The organism is Variovorax sp. JS1663 (assembly GCF_002157355.1).
Lineage (GTDB): Bacteria > Pseudomonadota > Gammaproteobacteria > Burkholderiales > Burkholderiaceae_C > Variovorax.
Genome location: NZ_LYMK01000001.1, coordinates 123,760 through 141,167, shown reverse-complemented (window position 1 = coordinate 141,167; position 17,408 = coordinate 123,760). Strand labels below are relative to the sequence as shown.

At 65.2% G+C, this 17,408-nt stretch carries 16 protein-coding genes and 1 pseudogene; 5 read left to right on the top strand and 12 right to left on the bottom strand.

Translation table 11 applies throughout. The features are described 5' to 3' along the window. Window positions 1–7: 7 nt before the first annotated feature. The 11 genes and pseudogenes from A8M77_RS00795 to A8M77_RS00745 all read right to left on the bottom strand — a co-directional run bounded on the left by A8M77_RS00795 (window position 8) and on the right by A8M77_RS00745 (window position 9,895). Window positions 8–280 (bottom strand): VirB3 family type IV secretion system protein, encoded by a 273-nt coding sequence (locus A8M77_RS00795; protein ID WP_017407881.1) that lies wholly within the window; start codon window positions 278–280, stop codon window positions 8–10. Further along, window positions 277–660, bottom strand: coding sequence for a TrbC/VirB2 family protein (locus A8M77_RS00790; protein WP_035884625.1), 384 nt, complete (start codon window positions 658–660; stop codon window positions 277–279). Before A8M77_RS00790 ends, A8M77_RS00795 begins: the two co-directional genes overlap by 4 nt. Beyond that, a pseudogene (gene trbB / locus A8M77_RS00785) lies at window positions 657–1,695 on the bottom strand (P-type conjugative transfer ATPase TrbB). Before trbB ends, A8M77_RS00790 begins: the two are co-directional and overlap by 4 nt. Further along, complete coding sequence (locus tag A8M77_RS00780) at window positions 1,692–2,138, bottom strand: CopG family transcriptional regulator (protein WP_017407929.1); 447 nt, start codon at window positions 2,136–2,138, stop codon at window positions 1,692–1,694. Before A8M77_RS00780 ends, trbB begins: the two are co-directional and overlap by 4 nt. Beyond that, window positions 2,135–4,132: a conjugal transfer protein TraG gene (locus A8M77_RS00775; protein WP_035884626.1), complete on the bottom strand. Its 1,998-nt coding sequence runs from the start codon at window positions 4,130–4,132 to the stop codon at window positions 2,135–2,137. Before A8M77_RS00775 ends, A8M77_RS00780 begins: the two co-directional genes overlap by 4 nt. Window positions 4,133–4,349: 217 nt before the next feature. Next, entirely contained in the window at window positions 4,350–4,577 is a 228-nt protein-coding gene (locus A8M77_RS00770; protein WP_016452519.1) for an EexN family lipoprotein, read from the bottom strand. A 25-nt stretch (window positions 4,578–4,602) separates the two neighbouring features. Then, window positions 4,603–5,517, bottom strand: a complete 915-nt coding sequence (locus tag A8M77_RS00765; protein WP_016452520.1) for a LysR family transcriptional regulator — start codon at window positions 5,515–5,517, stop codon at window positions 4,603–4,605. Window positions 5,518–5,534: 17 nt separating this feature from the next. Then, entirely contained in the window at window positions 5,535–6,479 is a 945-nt protein-coding gene (locus tag A8M77_RS00760; protein WP_026382503.1) for an electron transfer flavoprotein subunit alpha/FixB family protein, read from the bottom strand. 1 nt (window position 6,480) lies between these two features. Then, the gene (locus A8M77_RS00755) at window positions 6,481–7,230 is read right to left on the bottom strand and encodes an electron transfer flavoprotein subunit beta/FixA family protein (protein WP_035884627.1); all 750 of its coding nucleotides are present in this window, start codon (window positions 7,228–7,230) and stop codon (window positions 6,481–6,483) included. A 24-nt stretch (window positions 7,231–7,254) separates the two neighbouring features. Next, a complete protein-coding gene (locus A8M77_RS00750; RefSeq protein WP_016452523.1) occupies window positions 7,255–9,036 on the bottom strand; it encodes an acyl-CoA dehydrogenase in 1,782 nt (593 codons plus the stop codon). 157 nt (window positions 9,037–9,193) lie between these two features. Next, window positions 9,194–9,895: a nitroreductase gene (locus A8M77_RS00745; RefSeq protein ID WP_016452524.1), complete on the bottom strand. Its 702-nt coding sequence runs from the start codon at window positions 9,893–9,895 to the stop codon at window positions 9,194–9,196. A 294-nt stretch (window positions 9,896–10,189) separates the two neighbouring features. On the opposite strand from A8M77_RS00745, the gene A8M77_RS00740 reads away from it, so the two are divergent. After that, the gene (locus A8M77_RS00740) at window positions 10,190–11,218 is read left to right on the top strand and encodes an AraC family transcriptional regulator (protein WP_016452525.1); all 1,029 of its coding nucleotides are present in this window, start codon (window positions 10,190–10,192) and stop codon (window positions 11,216–11,218) included. A 22-nt stretch (window positions 11,219–11,240) separates the two neighbouring features. Here A8M77_RS00740 and A8M77_RS00735 read toward each other — a convergent pair whose 3' ends face one another. Then, window positions 11,241–12,014, bottom strand: coding sequence for an SDR family NAD(P)-dependent oxidoreductase (locus tag A8M77_RS00735; protein ID WP_017405983.1), 774 nt, complete (start codon window positions 12,012–12,014; stop codon window positions 11,241–11,243). A 283-nt stretch (window positions 12,015–12,297) separates the two neighbouring features. Between A8M77_RS00735 and A8M77_RS00730 the strand changes: the two genes are divergently transcribed. From A8M77_RS00730 to A8M77_RS00715, 4 genes are all read left to right on the top strand, one after another. Beyond that, window positions 12,298–13,329 carry a helix-turn-helix domain-containing protein gene (locus A8M77_RS00730; protein WP_017405984.1) on the top strand — a complete coding sequence of 344 codons (1,032 nt, stop codon included), beginning with the start codon at window positions 12,298–12,300 and terminating at the stop codon, window positions 13,327–13,329. Between the two features lie 147 nt (window positions 13,330–13,476). Continuing rightward, the gene (locus tag A8M77_RS00725; RefSeq protein WP_016452528.1) at window positions 13,477–14,622 is read left to right on the top strand and encodes an acyl-CoA dehydrogenase family protein; all 1,146 of its coding nucleotides are present in this window, start codon (window positions 13,477–13,479) and stop codon (window positions 14,620–14,622) included. A gap of 11 nt (window positions 14,623–14,633) precedes the next feature. Next, window positions 14,634–15,686, top strand: a complete 1,053-nt coding sequence (locus tag A8M77_RS00720; protein WP_035884637.1) for a CaiB/BaiF CoA transferase family protein — start codon at window positions 14,634–14,636, stop codon at window positions 15,684–15,686. 11 nt (window positions 15,687–15,697) lie between these two features. After that, window positions 15,698–17,365 (top strand): long-chain fatty acid--CoA ligase, encoded by a 1,668-nt coding sequence (locus A8M77_RS00715; RefSeq protein WP_017405987.1) that lies wholly within the window; start codon window positions 15,698–15,700, stop codon window positions 17,363–17,365. Window positions 17,366–17,408: the final 43 nt, after the last annotated feature.

Below are 17,408 nucleotides of genomic sequence, written 5' to 3'. Positions count from 1 at the left end.
CATCACCTCACACGTCCAGCAGCGGCCGGTGCTTGATGTGGCGGGCGAAGACCTGCATGAACTGCGGATCGACACGAGCGCCCCAGACCGCCAGCGCATGGCCGACGATCCAGAGCACCACGCCCGGAATCCACATCTGCAAGCCCAGGCCCACGGCAGCGGCCAAGGTGCCGTTGGTGATGGCCACGGTGCGCGGGGCACCGCCCATCAGAATCGGCTCGGTCAAAGACCGATGCAGCGGCACCTCGAAGCCAGGCATCCCATCGTGCGGGCCGTTCATACGACGGCCCCACCGGAGAAGCTGAAGAACGACAGGAAGAAGCTCGAAGCCGCGAACGCGATCGATAGGCCAAAGACGATCTGGATCAGCTTGCGGAAGCCGCCCGAGGTATCGCCGAAGGCCAGCGCCAGGCCCGTGGCAATGATGATGATGACCGCGATGATCCGGGCCACAGGTCCCTGGATCGACTCCAGGATGGATTGCAGCGGGCCTTCCCACGGCATCGACGAACCGGCGGCCTGAGCCGCGCCCGCAAGCAGCAGCATCAGCGCCGCGAGCATCAAGCCCTGCATGGCCGGGCGAGCCAGGCTATCCAGCCGCGGTGGCCGAGGAAGCGGATACGCGGAAAAACGGAAAGCAGGAACGATCATCTGCGTCATGGCAGTTCTCCAGAGTGGTCAGGGGACAGGGGGGGAAAAGTCGGACTGCGGCAGCAACTCCGGGAATGGAGCCTCCAGCGCGTCCGCCAGGTGATACCCAACGCCATCGAAGCCGACGACGCGAGCGATGCTCTCGATGCGGCGCTTGCGTCCGCGCCCGGCGATGTGGATGACCACGTTGACCGCTTCCGCGATCAGCGCACGGGGCGGGTTCACCGCCACTTCGAGAATCAGTTGCTCCAGGCGCAGCAGTGCGCCCAGCGCGGAGCCGGCGTGGATCGTGGCGATGCCGCCCGGATGGCCGGTGCCCCACACCTTGATGAGATCCAGCGCCTCGGCGCCGCGCACTTCGCCGACGATCACGCGATCCGGCCGAAGGCGCATGGACGAGCGCACCAGCTCGGTCATGGACACCACGCCCGCGCGTGTGCGCAGCGGCACGTGGTCGCGGGCCGCGCATTGCAGCTCCACCGTGTCTTCGAGCACCAGCACGCGGTCGCCGGTGGCGGCGATCTCGGAAAGCAAGGCATTGGCGAGCGTGGTCTTGCCGGTGCTAGTGCCACCTGCGATCAGAATGTTCTTGCGCTCGCGCACTGCACGCACCAGCAAGCCCGCCTGCGCGGCGGTCATCATTCCATCCTCGATGTAGCGCGACAGCGGGATCACGCCAAAGGCGCGCTTGCGCAGTGCGAAGGCAGGCCCCGGCGCGGCCGGCGGCAAGATGCCCTCGAAGCGTTCGCCCGTCTCGGGCAGCTCCGCCGTCAACAGCGGCTGGCCCCGATGCACCTCGGCACCGACATGGGCCGCCACGAGCCGAATAATGCGTTCACCGTCCGCTTCGGACAGCTCCACGCCCATCGGCGCGCGGCCCGTGGAAAGCCGATCCACCCAGAGCGTCCGGTCGGGGTTGAGCATGATTTCCACCACGTCCGGGTCTTCGAGCGCAGCGGCGATCAGCGGCCCCATCGCTGTGCGCAACATCTGGATGCGGCGATCTAGCGAAACGGCGGTGAAGGAAGAAGGCGTGGTACTCATGACGTACGCTCCTGCACTTCACCCATGCGCGAAGGGTCGGGATGCAGTTCCTCCACCACGTCGCGCACCAGACTGCGCCCACGCAGCAGGTGGCGGCCCAACTGCTCCACGAACTGCTCGAAGCGGGCCTTGCCCTGGGCGCGAGCGGCGTCCTGATGTGCTTCGGGCACGGGTGTGCTGACCGTGAGGAAGTAGCGGATGAACAGCGCCAGCGTCTCGATCTGAATGTTCTGGTCGCGCTCCATGCGCTCGGCGTGGCGCGACAGCCGATCCAACCGTTTGGCAATGGCCGCCTCCCGCTGGTCGGCGGCATCGGGCGACAGCCACGATGCGAGTGCCGCCGCGACGATGCTGGACTTCGATACGCCTTTGGTGGCGGCCAGTTCGTCGAGCCGTTTGCTGTGCTCCGGCTGAATGAACACATTGAGGCGGTGCTGGGTCATAGGTCGATTCCGTCGTCAGGGTCGAGGGAAGCCAGCCGGGCCGTGCGTTGCAGGGCCGGATCGAACCGGCGCGGGAGGGGAAGCGGCATGTCGTCGTCATCGAGCAGGCCAAGGTCGGCCACGGGTGCGGCCTGCTCGGGGTCGTAGGCGACGGTTTCGGAAAGCTCGGGCTGACGGCGCGGACCACCGTCGTCGGTCGAACCCAAGTTCTCCAGGCCATCAGCGGACGCCGCGGCCGGTGCGGCGGGAATCGCCAGTCCGCTCCAGTCGTCGGGACGCGATGGCGGCGCGTCGGCGTATCGCTCGCTCGCCAGCGCGGGCGGCGGCAACACGCGCCGCTTGAAATTGCTGTCCGCGTAGTAGCGCAGCTTCTTGGCCTTGATCGGCGCCACGCTGGACACCATCACCACTGCTTCGTCGGGCGGAAGCTGCATGACTTCGCCCGGCGTCAACAGCGGGCGCGCGGTTTCCTGGCGCGACACCATCAAGTGCCCGAGCCACGGCGCGAGCCGGTGGCCCGCGTAGTTGCGCTGCGCGCGCAGCTCGGTCGCAGTGCCGAGCGTCTCGGAGATCCGTTTGGCGGTGCGCTCATCGTTGGTGGCGAACGTCACGCGCACATGGCAGTTGTCCAGGATCGAATGGTTCTGGCCGTAGGCTTTGTCGATCTGGTTGAGCGACTGCGCGATGAGGAAGCTGCGGATGCCATAGCCAGCCATGAAGGCCAACGCCGTCTCGAAGAAGTCGAGGCGTCCGAGTGCCGGAAACTCATCGAGCATCAGCAGCAGCTTGTGACGACGCTCGATGCCGTCGCTGCCATCGAGTGATTCGGTGAGGCGCCGGCCGATCTGGTTGAGGATCAGGCGGATCAGCGGCTTCGTCCGCGAAATGTCCGAAGGCGGCACCACCAGGTACAGCGACCCCGGATGCTCGGCCGCGATCAGGTCGGCAATGCGCCAGTCGCAGCGCGAGGTGACTTCGGCCACCGTCGGGTCGCGGTAGAGGCCGAGGAACGACATGGCCGTGGACAACACGCCCGAGCGTTCGTTGTCCGATTTGTTGAGCACTTCGCGCGCCGCCGAGGAAACGACCGGATGCGGGCCATCGCCGAGATGCGATGTGGTCATCATCCGATGCAGCGTCAGCTCAAAGGGACAAGCCGGGTCGCTGAGGAAGTTGGCGACACCGCGCAGCGTCTTGTCTTCGCCCGCGTAGAGCACATGCAGAATGGCCCCGACCAGCAATGCGTGCGAAGTCTTCTCCCAGTGGTTGCGCTTCTCCAGCGCGCCATCGGGATCGACCAGGATGTCCGCGATGTTCTGCACGTCGCGCACCTCATGCGCGCCGCGCCGGACTTCCAGCAGCGGGTTGTAGGCCGCCGACTTGCTGTCCGTCGGATTGAACAGCAGGCAATGCGAGAAGCGCGAACGCCAACCTGCGGTGATGCTCCAGTTCTCGCCCTTGATGTCGTGGATGACGGCAGACGCTGGCCAAGAAAGAAGCGTTGGCACCACCAGGCCCACGCCCTTGCCTGAGCGCGTGGGCGCGAAGGTCAGGACATGTTCCGGGCCCTCGTGCCGCAGGTACTGCTGCCGATGCAGGCCGAGGAACACGCCTGCAGGCTGGTCAAGGCCCGCCTTGTGAATGTCCTCCGCGTTGGCCCAGCGCGCCGTGCCGTAGGTCGTGACCAGCTTGGACTGGCGCGAGCGCCAGATCGACATGCCGATGGCAACCACCACCGCGATCAGGCCGCTGCCTGCGGCAATGGCACCGCCCACGTCGAATACATGCGGCGCGTAGGCGTCGAAGAAGAACCACCACTCGAACAGGCGCCAGGGGTGATAGACCGGCGTGCCGAGGAAATCGAACCAGGGCGAACCCAGGCGTAGCTGGTAGCCCAGCGCCGCTGCTGTCCATTGCGTGGCGCTCCATACGCCAGCGATCACGATGCCGAAGACAACGGCAATCTGACCGAACAGCACGTTCGTTCCTTGCATTGGCCAACCTCCCGCTACGGCACAGGGACATGCCGTAGTGCCGAGGATCAAGGCGAGCGTGCAGGTCGGTCAAAGACCGTTATAGCGGGGATTCAGGCCAAAATGGCCAGACTTCTTGCTGTGGCGAAGGCAATAAAAATGCCGCATGCGCGAGCGCGCTGCGGCGTGATGAGGTAACAGCAAGAACTCTGTCGCGGCCAGGCGACGGCGCGGGGCGCTATTTGGATTGCTGTTCCGGCCGATCGCCGAAGAAACGCCGGTTGGCGGCTTCGGCCGCACGGCGGCAGAGTTCTTCTCCTGCCTTCGCGCGGTCTTCCTTGCACAGGCGCTGGACTTCTTTGAGGCGCTCGGGATGGGCAACGAGGAAGTCCACGGTTTCCGTCGGTTGGGATGGTCCACAGCCCGTCAGTGCGGCAACCATCAGCAGCGGCAGGAATCGGGTCATGGCTTGGGTCCTTTCAGCAGGTGGATCAGGAGTCCTCGGCGGCGCTGGAGCCATCCGCCGAATCAATGGAGGCCACTCGTTCGATGAACCGGGCCAGCATTTCGGAGGGCTCCACGTCACGGTGCAGCAGATACGTGGCCAGCATCTGCGGCTTGCCCGCCAAGCGCCGGGCCACAACACCTGGCCCACGGCCGGATGCAATGTGCGCGGCGCCCGCCAAACCGAGCGCCAATCCGGCTGAGACCAAGGTCATCATCACCTCATAGGACGCCACGCGCTGGGCGATCAGTGGCTGTTGCTCGTAGCGCTGCAAAACGCGATCAACTTGGCGTGCATGGCCTTCGCATATCGCCGGATCGCATAGCGCCAGCGGATAGCGCAACACTTCTTCCAACGGCACGTGCTTGTGGGCCAGAACAGGATGGCGAGCTGGGACCGCCACCATCAGTTCGTCTTCCCATGCAGGCCTGACCACAATGCCGTCGCCCACCTCTTCGGCCATCGAAAAGCCGACGTCATACAGGTCATCGTGCAGACCCTTGATCTGTTGATCCAACGGCACCTCAAATAGCCGAACATCAATCTCTGGATCTTCCGCTCGGCACTGTGCCAGCAGCGTCGGCATTCGCGAGGGCGTGATGCCATCGGACAAAGCGATGCGCAACTGTCGCTGAAACCCACTGGCGGCGGACTTGACGCCGTCACACGCCTGTTTCAGAGCTTCGAAGATTCGCGGCACCCGCTCCAGGAATGCCATTCCGGCAAAGGTCAGGCGGGTGCTTCGCGTGGTTCGCGTGAACAGTTGCGCCCCGAGCTCTTCCTCTATCTCCTTGATGGTGCGCGACAAAGGGGACTGATCGATGTGCAGCTTTTCCGCTGCGCGGCCGAAGTGAAGTTCTTCGGCCACCGCTATAAAGCAACGTAAATGCCGAAGCTCCATGGTGTATCTCATCCAATTTAAAAGGCCTTGACGAATTCCGGCACAACTGCGAAAAGGTCCGCCTCCAGCCCGTAGTCGGCCACGCTGAAGATCGGGGCCTCGGGGTCCTTGTTGATCGCCACGATCACCTTGGAGTCCTTCATGCCGGCCAGGTGCTGGATGGCGCCCGAGATGCCGGCGGCAATGTACAACTGCGGCGCGACGATCTTGCCCGTCTGGCCCACTTGCAGGTCGTTGGGGGCGTAGCCCGCATCCACGGCAGCACGGCTGGCGCCGATGGCAGCGCCCAGCTTGTCGGCCAGGGGGGTGATGACTTCGTCGAACTTTTCCTTGCTGCCCAGCGCACGGCCACCAGACACGATGATCTTGGCGGCGGTGAGTTCGGGGCGGTCGCTCTTGGCGATCTCGCTGCCCACGTAGCTGCTCTTGCCAGCGTCGGCGGCCGCAGCAGCGGTTTCGACAGCGGCGCTGCCACCCGTGGCGGCGGCGGCGTCAAAGCCGGTGGTGCGCACGGTGATGACCTTCACGGCATCAGCAGACTGCACGGTGGCGATGGCGTTGCCGGCGTAGATGGGGCGCTCGAAGGTATCGGCGGAGATGACCTTGGTGATGTCGCTGATCTGGGCGACGTCGAGCTTGGCAGCCACGCGCGGGGCCACGTTCTTGCCGCTGGCGGTGGCGGGGAACAGGATGTGGCTGTAGTTGCCGGCACCACTGCCATGGAGTGCCAGCACCTGGGCGGCCACGTTCTCGGCGAGGCCGTGGGCCAGGCTGGCGCCGTCGGCGTGGATGACCTTGGCAACGCCGGCGATCTGGCTGGCTTGCTGTGCGGCAGCGCCGGCGTTGTGGCCGGCCACCAGCACGTGCACGTCGCCGCCGCAGGCTGCGGCGGCCGTCACGGTGTTGAGCGTCGCGCCCTTGATGGTCGCGTTGTCGTGTTCAGCGATTACGAGTACGGTCATGTCAGATCACCTTCGCTTCGTTCTTGAGTTTCTCGACCAGGGCGGCCACGTCGGCCACCTTCACGCCGGCGCCGCGCTTGGCGGGTTCGCTGACCTTCAAGGTCTTCAGGCGCGGGGCCACGTCCACGCCGAGGTCTTCGGGCTTGACGGTGTCCAGCGGCTTTTTCTTGGCCTTCATGATGTTGGGCAGCGTGACGTAGCGCGGCTCGTTCAGGCGCAGGTCGGCGGTGATGACGGCGGGCAGCGTAAGGCTGAGGGTTTCCAGGCCGCCGTCCACTTCGCGGGTCACGGCTGCCTTGTCGCCGGCGATCTCGACCTTGGAGGCGAAGGTGGCTTGCGGCAGGTCGGCCAGCGCCGCCAGCATCTGGCCGGTCTGGTTGCAGTCGTCGTCGATGGCCTGCTTGCCCAGGATCACGAGGCCGGGCTGTTCATTGTCGATCAGGGCCTTGAGCAGCTTAGCCACGGCCAGCGGCTGCAGTTCTTCATTGGTCTCGACCAGGATGCCGCGGTCGGCACCGATGGCCATGGCGGTGCGCAGCGTCTCCTGGCATTGGGACACGCCGCACGAGACGGCGACGATCTCCGTTGCCGCGCCTTTCTCCTTGAGCCGCACAGCCTCTTCGACGGCAATCTCGTCGAAGGGGTTCATGCTCATTTTGACATTGGCGATGTCCACGCCGCTGCCATCGCTCTGGACGCGGACCTTGACGTTGTAGTCAACCACCCGCTTGACGGGAACCAGGATTTTCATGGGAGGGTTTCCTTTCAGGATCATTCAGAGTTGATCATCCGCCAGGGCCAGCGTGCTGGCGGCGCCGCCCGTGACGATGTCGCGCAACATCGGCGCCTGCACTAGGACATGCGCTGCGTAGTGGCTGGCCGTGGCACGCTTGGCGCCGAGAAAGCCCGCATCGCCAGATCTCGCCGCGAGTTGCGCAGTGGCGGCTTCGGCCATGCGCGCCGACAGCCAGCCGCCGATCACCGTGCCCGCCAGCCGCAAGAAGGGCACGGCGCCCGCCGCGCACTGCGCGGGTTGGTCGTCGTGGGCCAGCAGCCAGTCGGCCGCGTCCCCCAGCGCACGCGCCGAAGCCGCTAACACGCCGCCGATCTGCGCCAGCGCGGCATCGGGCATCTCGGCCAACCGGCGCGCATCGCCGTCGATGCGGCCCAGCAGTGCCTTCAGCGTGCGCCCGCCCTCGCGCGCCAGCTTGCGGCCAATCAGGTCGTTGGCCTGGATGCCCGTCGTGCCTTCGTAGATGGTCGTGATGCGCGCGTCGCGCAAGTGCTGTGAGGCGCCGGTTTCCTCGACGTAACCCATGCCGCCATGCACCTGCACACCATCGGACGTGATGCCCTGTGCGCTGTCGGTGCACCAGCCCTTGACCACCGGGATCAGCAGGCCGACCAGGGCCAGCGCCTGCTCGCGCTCTTGCGCGTCGGCGTGGCCTGCGGCGCGGTCCATCTGGCCGGCGCAGAAATAGGCCAATGCGCGCATGGCCTCGGTGCGGGCCTTCATGTCCATCAGCATGCGCCGCACGTCCGGGTGGCCGGCGATGGTGGTGCTGCCGCTGAGCAGTGGCTTGCCCTGCACCCGCTCCAGCGCGTAGGCGCGTGCGCGCTGGTAGGCGCGCTCGGCGATGCCCACGCCTTCAAGGCCGACGTTCAGCCGCGCATGGTTCATCATCGTGAACATGCAGGCCAGCCCCTGGTTCGGCTCGCCGACCAGGTAGCCGATCGCGCCCCCGCAGTCGCCAAAGCTCATCGACGCCGTGGGGCTGCCGTGGATGCCCATCTTGTGCTCGATGGAGGTGCAGGCCAGGTCGTTGCGTTCGCCCAGGGAGCCGTCGTCGTTGACCAGGTACTTCGGGCACAGGAACAGCGAGATGCCTTTCACGCCGGGCGGTGCATCGGGCAGGCGCGCCAGCACGAGGTGGACGATGTTCTCGGCCATGTCGTGCTCGCCCCAGGTGATGAAGATCTTGTTTCCGCTGACGCGGTAATGGTCGCCTTCGGGCACGGCGCGACTGCGCAGCGCGGCCAAGTCGGAGCCTGCTTGGGGCTCGGTGAGGTTCATGGTGCCGGTCCAGCGGCCCGCGACCATGGGCTCCAGGAAGCGGCGCTTGAGTGCGTCGCTGCCATGGTGCGCAATGGCTTCCACCGCGCCCAGCGTGAGCATCTGGCACAGGCTGAACGCGAGGTTGGACGACTTCCACATCTCCAGCACGGCTGTGGACACCAGCGTGGGCAGGCCCTGGCCGCCCCATTCGGTGGCAGCGGGCATGCCGTTCCAGCCGTTCTCGCAGAAGCTGGCCCAGGCTTCGCGAAAGCCATCGGCTGGCGTGACCTGGCCGTCGTGCCAGCGCGCGCCCTGCACGTCGCCGGTGCGGTTCAGCGGATCAAGCACGCCGGTGGCGTAGTGGGCAGCCTCCTGCAGGATGGCCTCGACCAGGTCGGGCGTGGTTTCTTCATGGCCCGGCTGGGCACAGATCGCATCCAGGCCTCCGACTTCCTTCATCGTGAACAGCATGTCGCGCAAGGGCGCGGCGTAGGTAGACATTGCTTACTCCTCTTTGTGGGTTCAACCCGTCTGCCCCATAGGGCATACATCCATGCATGACCCTACCCACCAGGACAAGGCCCGGTCGATCAACCGCTTCAGGGCGGCTGAATTTCTCAGGCGGCTTACGACGCGATTAGTTGGTATGACAAGATTTCTAGAAGCCGCTGAAGCGTGTGAAGTTCTCGACCGGCTCACGCTCGGTGCGCACGCGGTTCACCACGGCCGCCGGGTCGGCATAGCCCAGTGCCATGCCGCACAGGACCATCTGCCCGTCCGGGATTTGCAGGGCTTCAGCCAGAAGGCGCGGGTAAAGGGTCCACGCCATCTGCGAACAGGTATCCAGGCCTCGTGCGCGGGCCGCCAGCATGATGTTCTGTAAGAACATCCCGTAGTCCACCCAACTGCTCTGCACCATGCGCCGGTCCAAGGTGAAGATCAAACCGACCGGCGCATCGAAGAAGGCAAAGTTGCGTGCATGTTGAGCGCGCATGGCATCCGTATCTCCCTTGGAGATTCCGACTGCGGCATAAAGAGCGAAACCGCACCGACGCCGCCTGGTCAGGTAGGGCTCGAAGAACTCGGCCGGGTAGATGTCGTATTCGGACTGGTGCTCTCCCTCTTCATGGTGAAAGGCGTGCAATACACGGTCGCATAGGCGCTTCCTCGCCTCGCCCGCCACGGCAATGACATGCCACGGCTGGGTGTTGGTGCCACTGGGCGCGCTGGCTGCCACCGACAGAATCTGGGCCACCGCTTCTTGCGACACCGGGGTCGGCAGAAAGGCGCGCACGGAACGACGTTCGCGCATCACCGCATCAATCAGCATGTTGCGCAAAGGCACGGCGCAGACAGACATTCACTCTCTCCTGGTTGCTGGGCTATTCGGGTGAGCACACCGACATGCCGTTGCCGAAGAAGCATTCATGCGAATGCATCGATGCCGAACGTCCACGGGTCGTCCCTGGGTGTGCTACCAAGCGGTATTCTGGGCACTCGGCACATACGCGTCTTGCCCGCCAGTGCATGGCGAGTTGACTTTGTATGCACAAGGCAAAATCCGGTTGACCGCAGCCGGACGCTACATCGTTAGCGGGCCGTTTTCTTGGTGTAATTTCGGATTCAGCGCCAGCTATCGTTGCTCCCTTTGACCATGTTGAAACCCGTCGTCACTGTTCCTGTTTTTGCCGTGCATGGCCTGCTCGACGGCGCGCGCAGCAAAGGACTGGCCACCGAGTCCTGGCTGGATGGCGTTCTGGCGCAGGCCCGCATCGCCGAGTCGCTGCTGCATCTGGAGCAGTCGCGTGTGACCATAGAGCAATACATCGCACTCTTCAGTGCCGTGAAGAACAGCTTGGACGACGAATGCCTAGGCCATCTACACGGTCGGCCGTTGCGCTGCGGCAGCTTTGCGCTGATGGCTCGCTCTACGCTCGGGGCCAAGACGCTGGCAGCCGCCTTGCAGCGCGTGAGTGCATCCTTCGCCCTGCTGCAGGACGACGTGGCGCTTGTGCCCGTCTCTGATGGCTTGCTCAAGGGTGCTGCTCTGGACGTGCGCCACGCCCTGGGCAAACATTCAGACTTCCTGCACGGGCTGCTGTTGCGCGTTTTCTGGCGTCTGCTGGTATGGCTGCACGGCGGCCGACTGGTGCCCAGAGGGCTCGATTTTGCCTTCGAGCCACCGCCGCGTGCCGCAGACTATGCCCAAATCTTCTCGGGCACGTTGCGGTTCGGGCAGGCGCGGTCGGCGGTCTGGTTCGAGGCATCCGCATTCACGCAGCCGATGCGCCGTGACACCGCCGCGCTCCAGACCTTTTTGCGTGCCACACCGGGCAACCTGATCGGCCCGCGTCTAATCGAGCGGACAGCCAGCGCGCGGGTGCGCGCGCTATTGCAGCAAGCGTGCCCGGAGTGGCCCGATCTGACTGTCGCCGCGCAGCGCTTGCACATGTCGGTCAGCGCACTGCAGCGGCATCTGGCCGTGGAGGGCAAGTCCTTTCAGGTGCTGAAGGACGAGTTACGGCGCGACATGGCGATCGTTCGGTTGACCAGCACCGATGCCGCGCTGAGCGCCATCGCCGCCGAGTTGGGGTTCGCCGACGGCACCGCCTTCCAGCGGGCCTTCAAGTCATGGACCGGCAGCACGCCAGGCGTCTATCGTTCGCGCACCCAAAAAACGTAGCGCTGCTTCGACGCGGTCGCACTCAAAGCGACGAGCACAGATGCCCGCCATCCACTGGCACGCAGGCGCCGGTCATCCACGACCCGGCCTCGGTCGCGAACAGCAGGAACAGACCGTTGAGCTCCTCCGGCTTACCCAGGCGGCGCATCGGGATGCGCTTGATAAGCGCCTTGCCATGGTCGGTATCCCACATGGCATCGGTCATCTCGGTGTCGATGTAGCCCGGCTCGATGGCATTGACGCGAATGCCGTGGCGCGCCCATTCGAGCGCCAGGCTCTTGGTCATGTGCACGACTGCAGCCTTGGACGTGGCATACAGCATGGCGCCCGGCATCACGCGTTCGCCCAGGATCGATGCGATGTTGATGACTGAGCCTCCCCGCCCCGCATCCACCCAGCGCTGCGCGGCACGCGCGGCCACCAGCCACACGCCGCGCACGTTGGTCTCCATCAGCGAGTCGAAGTCGGACGCAGGCAGCGTGAGCGACAAGGCGTCGTTGGAAGCCCCGGCGTTGTTAACCACCACGTCGAGGATGGTGCCCGAGGCGTCTATCTCGGCGAAGGCGTCGTCGATGGACTGCTCGGAAGCCACATCCATTTCCAGCACCGTGACCTGAGGCGAACCGAGCTTTTCGAGTTCCTGGGCGAGTTTGTCGAGCCGCGCCTTGCGCCGCGCCCCAATCACTACCTTGGCCTTGCAACCAGCAGCCAGCCGAGCGAAGTTCTCGCCCAGGCCCGACGAGGCCCCCGTGACCAGCACCCGCTTGCCTGCCAGCATTGCACCCAGATCCATCATCGTCTCCTTGCATCTTCAGTTCGCCGTCGATGCCGGGAGGTTAGCGCAGGGCCGCTCGGCTGCGGGGTTGCCTCGCTCCCCCATCCGTCGAAAGAGGTGCCTTGTCAGTTGATCGAGACCATCCGTCATTGCCGCGCCAAGCACCGCTGCCTACGATTGCCTGTATGCCTTGGGTACCCTGAGCGCCGCACGAAAGCACGCCACGGTGTCGACGCTCCGGTCCCGATGGGCTGCGGCGTCTGGGGGCAGATTCAGGAGACGACAAGTGCTGCAACAGTCACCCATGGAATGGTCCATCGACCATGCGCCCATCGAGGGCAGGATAGATGCGACGGAAGCGATCCTCAAGGACTCCTTCCAGCGCTGGAGTCTTTCCTCCCCGGCGAAGCCTGCTGCATTCCAGGCGAAGTTGCGGCGACACGAACTCGCCGGAGCCTCCTTGGTATGCACCGTGACCGGTGCTTGCGTCGAGCAGTCTCCTCCTGGACATTCGTCATTCGACGATGAGTTCTGCCTGGGGCTGCAGCTGAACCTGAGCGGCCGAGTACAGTTGCAGCAGTGGGACACGCCAATCTGCGAGGGCGACATGTTCCTCTGGCGTACCGATCAGCGGCAAGACTATGAGGTGCTGGAACGAACCCACAGCGTGTCGTTGATGATTCCCTGGCAGCTCATGCGCGAGCATCTACCGGGCCGCAAGCAGCCGCCCGCAGCCTGCCGCATTGACAGTCACACAGGCGTGGGCTCACTGCTCAGCCAACACCTGATGGGGTTGGCAAAGGAGATCGGCGCCGTGCCGCCCTCCGCCCACGTCGCCCTTTGCCGCACGGTGATCGGGCTTCTGGACATTGCGCTGCCAGAGCCGGAGAGCGCCACTCGATTCACGGCCATGGCCGCGTTGCGCGAACGAGTACTTGCCTACATCGCCCAGCATTTTCAAGAGGATGACCTGAGTCCGGCACGCATCGCCGCGGCGCACGGTATTTCACTGCGTTACCTTCATGCGCTGTTTGCGCAGGGCGATACCACGGTGGTCGGCCACATCCTGGAAAGCCGATTGCAAGCGTGCTGGCGGACACTCGTTGACCCGGTCTGCCGGCATCTGCAGGTCTCGGCGATCGCCTTTCACTGGGGCTTCAACTCCACCAGCCATTTCTGCCGCGCATTCAAACAACGCTTTGGAGTGTCGCCCAGCGATGCACGCGGCATGACTGCTCACGGCTCCGCCATCGGCCCGGTCGAGTCAGCCGGGCTTTCCCTTGCACACGCAAAGTCAACTTGCCATGCACTGGCGGGCAAGACGCGCACGGGCTGAATGCCGACCATATGCCCTGGACAGACTGAGAACGCAGAGATTCGACGCTTCGCCCGCCCCGTTGTGGGTATGCGGGCATGACCCGGGGCCGCATCGCTGGCCAAGTTTTCAAACCTTCATCGTACAAACCTTCTGAGGAGCGCTCCCATGCTGCCGCAATTGCACCGTCAACCCTGGATGGACAGCGACATCGAGACCTTTCGCGACCAGGTGCGCCGCTACATCGCCGCCGAGATGGCTCCGCACCTGCCCGCTTGGCGCGAACAGGGCTACGTCCCGCGCGAGACCTGGCGGCCCTTCGGCGAGATGGGGTTCATGCTGCCCGAAATGCCCGAAGCCTACGGCGGCACCGGGGCCAGCATTGCCTACCAGCTGGTGGTACAGGATGAGTTGACCAGAGCGGAAATGCCCAACAACGTCCAGGTGAACAGCATCGCTGCGCACTACATCATGGACTACGGCACCGAGGAGCAGAAGCAGCGCTGGCTGCCCAAGCTGAGCAGCGGCGAGATGCTGCTCGGCATTGCGATGACCGAACCCGGCTGCGGGACGGACCTCAAGGCCATCGCCACCCGCGCGCGCCGTGATGGCGACCACTACGTGATCGACGGTGCCAAGACCTTCATCACCAACGGCTACACCTGCAATCTGCTGATTGTGGTCGCACGCACCGGCGAGGCGGGCAGCCGAGGCCTTTCGCTGATCGTGGTGGAGACCGAGAACCTGCCAGGGTTCCGCGTGGGCCGCCTGCTCGACAAGATCGGCCTGCATGCGTCGGACACCGCCGAACTCTTCTTCGACGGGGTGCGCGTGCCGGTCGATCAAGTCCTGGGGGGCGTCGAAGGGCTTGGTTTCAAGCAGTTGATGGGCCAGTTGCCCTACGAACGCATGACCATCGCCGTGCCTGCGGCGGCCATCATCGACCGGGCCCTGGAACTCACCGTCGAATACACGAAGGAGCGCAAGATTTTCGGCGCACCGCTGTTCGAGATGCAGACCACGCGCCACAAGCTGGCCGAGATCGCCACCACCGCTCACGTGGTGCGCACCTTCGTCAACGACTGCATCCAGCGGCTGCTGGACGGAAAGCTCGACGCCGAAGCCGCGTACATGGCCAAGTGGTGGTGCAGCGAGCAGCAGTGCCGCGTGGTGGACGAGTGCCTGCAGATGTTCGGCGGCTACGGCTACATGTACGAATACCCGATCGCGCGCATGTACACCACCTCGCGCGTGCAGAAGATCTACGGCGGCGCGAACGAGGTCATGAAAGAACTGATTGCGAGGAAGCTGTGAACGCCTCGCACATGCTGCAAAAGCCACTGCACGGCGTCCGTGTGGTGGAGTTCGAAGGGATCGGGCCGGGCCCGCTGGCCGCCATGATGCTGGCCGACATGGGTGCCGAGGTGATTGCGCTGACACGGGCCGAGCAGGCCGCCGGGGCGCAGCCGCTGGGCGGGGCGGCGGCCAACCCGCTGCACCGGGGCAAGACGGTCGAGATCACCGACCTGAAGTCGCCCGGCGGCAAGGCGCGCGCCCTGGATCTGATCGGCCAGTCCGACGTTCTGATCGAAGGCTTTCGCCCCGGCGTGATGGAACGGCTGGGGTTCGGCCCCGCCGAATGCGCGGCGCGCAACCCCAAGCTGGTCTATGGCCGGATGACGGGCTGGGGCCAGGACGGCCCGCTCTCCCGGGCCGCTGGCCACGACCTGAACTACGTGGCGCTGACGGGCCTGCTGTCGCTGTCGGCCCGCAAGGGGCAGATGCCCATCGTGCCGCCCTCGGTGCTCGGGGACGCGGCCGGGGCGCTGGGCATGGCCTTCGGTGTCGCCTGCGCGCTGGTCGATGCGCGCGGTAACGGTAGGGGCAGTGGCCGCGGCCGGGTCGTGGATGCCGCCATCATCGACATCGTGGCCATGATGGGCACGCTGGTGCATTGGATTCGCGCCAATGGGCAGATCGACGGCACGAAGCCGAGCCCGTTTCACGATTCGCCGTTCTATGACGTGTACGCCTGTGCCGACGGCGGCTTCATCAGCCTCGCGGTGGTGGAGCCCGCGTTCCACGCACTGCTGCTGTCGAAGCTGGGCCTGACGGACGTGAACCCTGCCGACCAGTACGACACGACGACGTGGCCAGCGCTGAAGGAGCGCATTGCGGCCCTCATCCGCAGCCAACCCAGGGCGCACTGGTGCGCGTTGCTCGAAGGCAGCGACGCCTGCTTCGCGCCCGTGCTCAGCCTGGCCGAGGCGGCGCGGCATCCGCACAACGCGGCACGGGGTATCTACCAGACCACCCCCTCCGGCGCCATCGAGGCGGCCCCGGCCCCACGGTTCCAGGCACTCAACGCAATTACTTAGGAGACCAGAAAATGACCAGCACCACCCAGCCCATCCGCGGCTGCCCGTCCACCACGGGCAACGAACGCCAGCTCAACACCACGACGCTGATCCGGCACGCCGCGCGCACCCACGGGGACCAGGAGATCGTCTACCGCACACCCGATGGCGGCTGGGATCGCTACACCTATGCCGACTGCTACGCGCGCGTCTGCCGCAGCGCCAATGCGCTGCGCGCGCTCGGTGTCGAGCCGGGCGACCGCGTCGGTGTGCTGGACTGGAACAGCCGGCGCCACTTCGAGCTGTACTGGTCCATCCCCGGCCTGGGCGCGGTCATGCTGCAGATGAATCTGCGCCTGGGCGCCGAGGACCTGGGCTACGTGGTCGGCCACAGCAAGGTGTCTTACGTTTGCGTGGACGAGTCCTTGCTGCCGATCGCCGAATCCGTCGCAGCGAACTCGCCCCAGATCAAGGGCTGGATCGTGATGACCGACAAGCCGCTGGACCAGATCAAGACCACGCTGAAACCGCTGCTGCACTACGAAGACCTGCTGGCCGCTGCTGATGCCAAGATCGACTGGCCCGAGATCGACGAAACCTCGGCTTACAGCGCCTGCTACACCACCGGCACCACGGGCAAACCCAAGGGCGTGTACTACTCGCACCGCGGCATCTACCTGCACTCCACGGGCATGGCCACCAACATGGGCATGACGCTGGACGACTGCGTCATGCTCATCACGCCCATGTTCCACGGGCAGTGCTGGGGCTTACCACAGGCCGCCACGCTGCTGGCCGACAAGATCGTGCTGCCGGGACGCTACGCTGCCGAGGACACCAAGCCGCTGGTCGACACCATGATTGCCGAGGGCGTGACCATCACCAACGGCGCACCGGCCATCTTCCAACCGATGCTGCAGTACATCGAGACGCTGCCGGTCAAGCCGGACTTCAGCCGCATGCGCATGCTGTCCGGCGCGAGCGAGCCGCCGCTGTCGATGATGATCGGCTTCCACGAACTCACGGGTGCCGAGGTGGTGCACGGCTACGGCGCCACCGAAGCCACGACGCTGGTGACCGTCAACCGCCTCAAGCCCACGTTGAGGAAGCGCTTGACTCAGGACGAGCGGTGGAATCTCAAGCGCAAGCAGGGCCTGGTCCTGACCGGCGTGGACATCCGCATCCTCGATGCCAACGACCAGGATCTGCCGCACGACGGCCAGTCGGCCGGCGAGATTTGCCTGCGCGGCCCCTGGATCACGACCAGTTACCACGACATGCCCGATTCGGGCGATCGCTTCCTGGAGGGCGGCTGGTGGCGCTCGGGCGATGTCGGCACGGTGGACGAGAACGGCTACCTCAAGGTTACCGACCGCATCAAGGACGTGATCAAGAGCGGTGGCGAATGGATCTCTTCCATCGACATGGAAAACCTGCTCATGGGCCACCCGGCCGTGCGCGACGCCGCGGTGGTCGGGGTTCCGCATCCGAAGTGGCAGGAGCGGCCGCTGGCCCTGGTGGTGCTGAGGCCCGGCCAGCAGGCGACCCAGGAGCAATTGCAGGAACACCTGACCAGCGCCTTCGCAAAGTGGCAGTTGCCGGATCAGATCCTGTTCGTCGAGACCATCCCCAAGACCAGCGTCGGCAAGATCGACAAGAAGCGCATCCGCGTCGAGCAGGCAGAGCGCTACGCCGCCTGAACGCCACTTTGCGTGACACCCAGTTTCTTACACAGGAGAACCA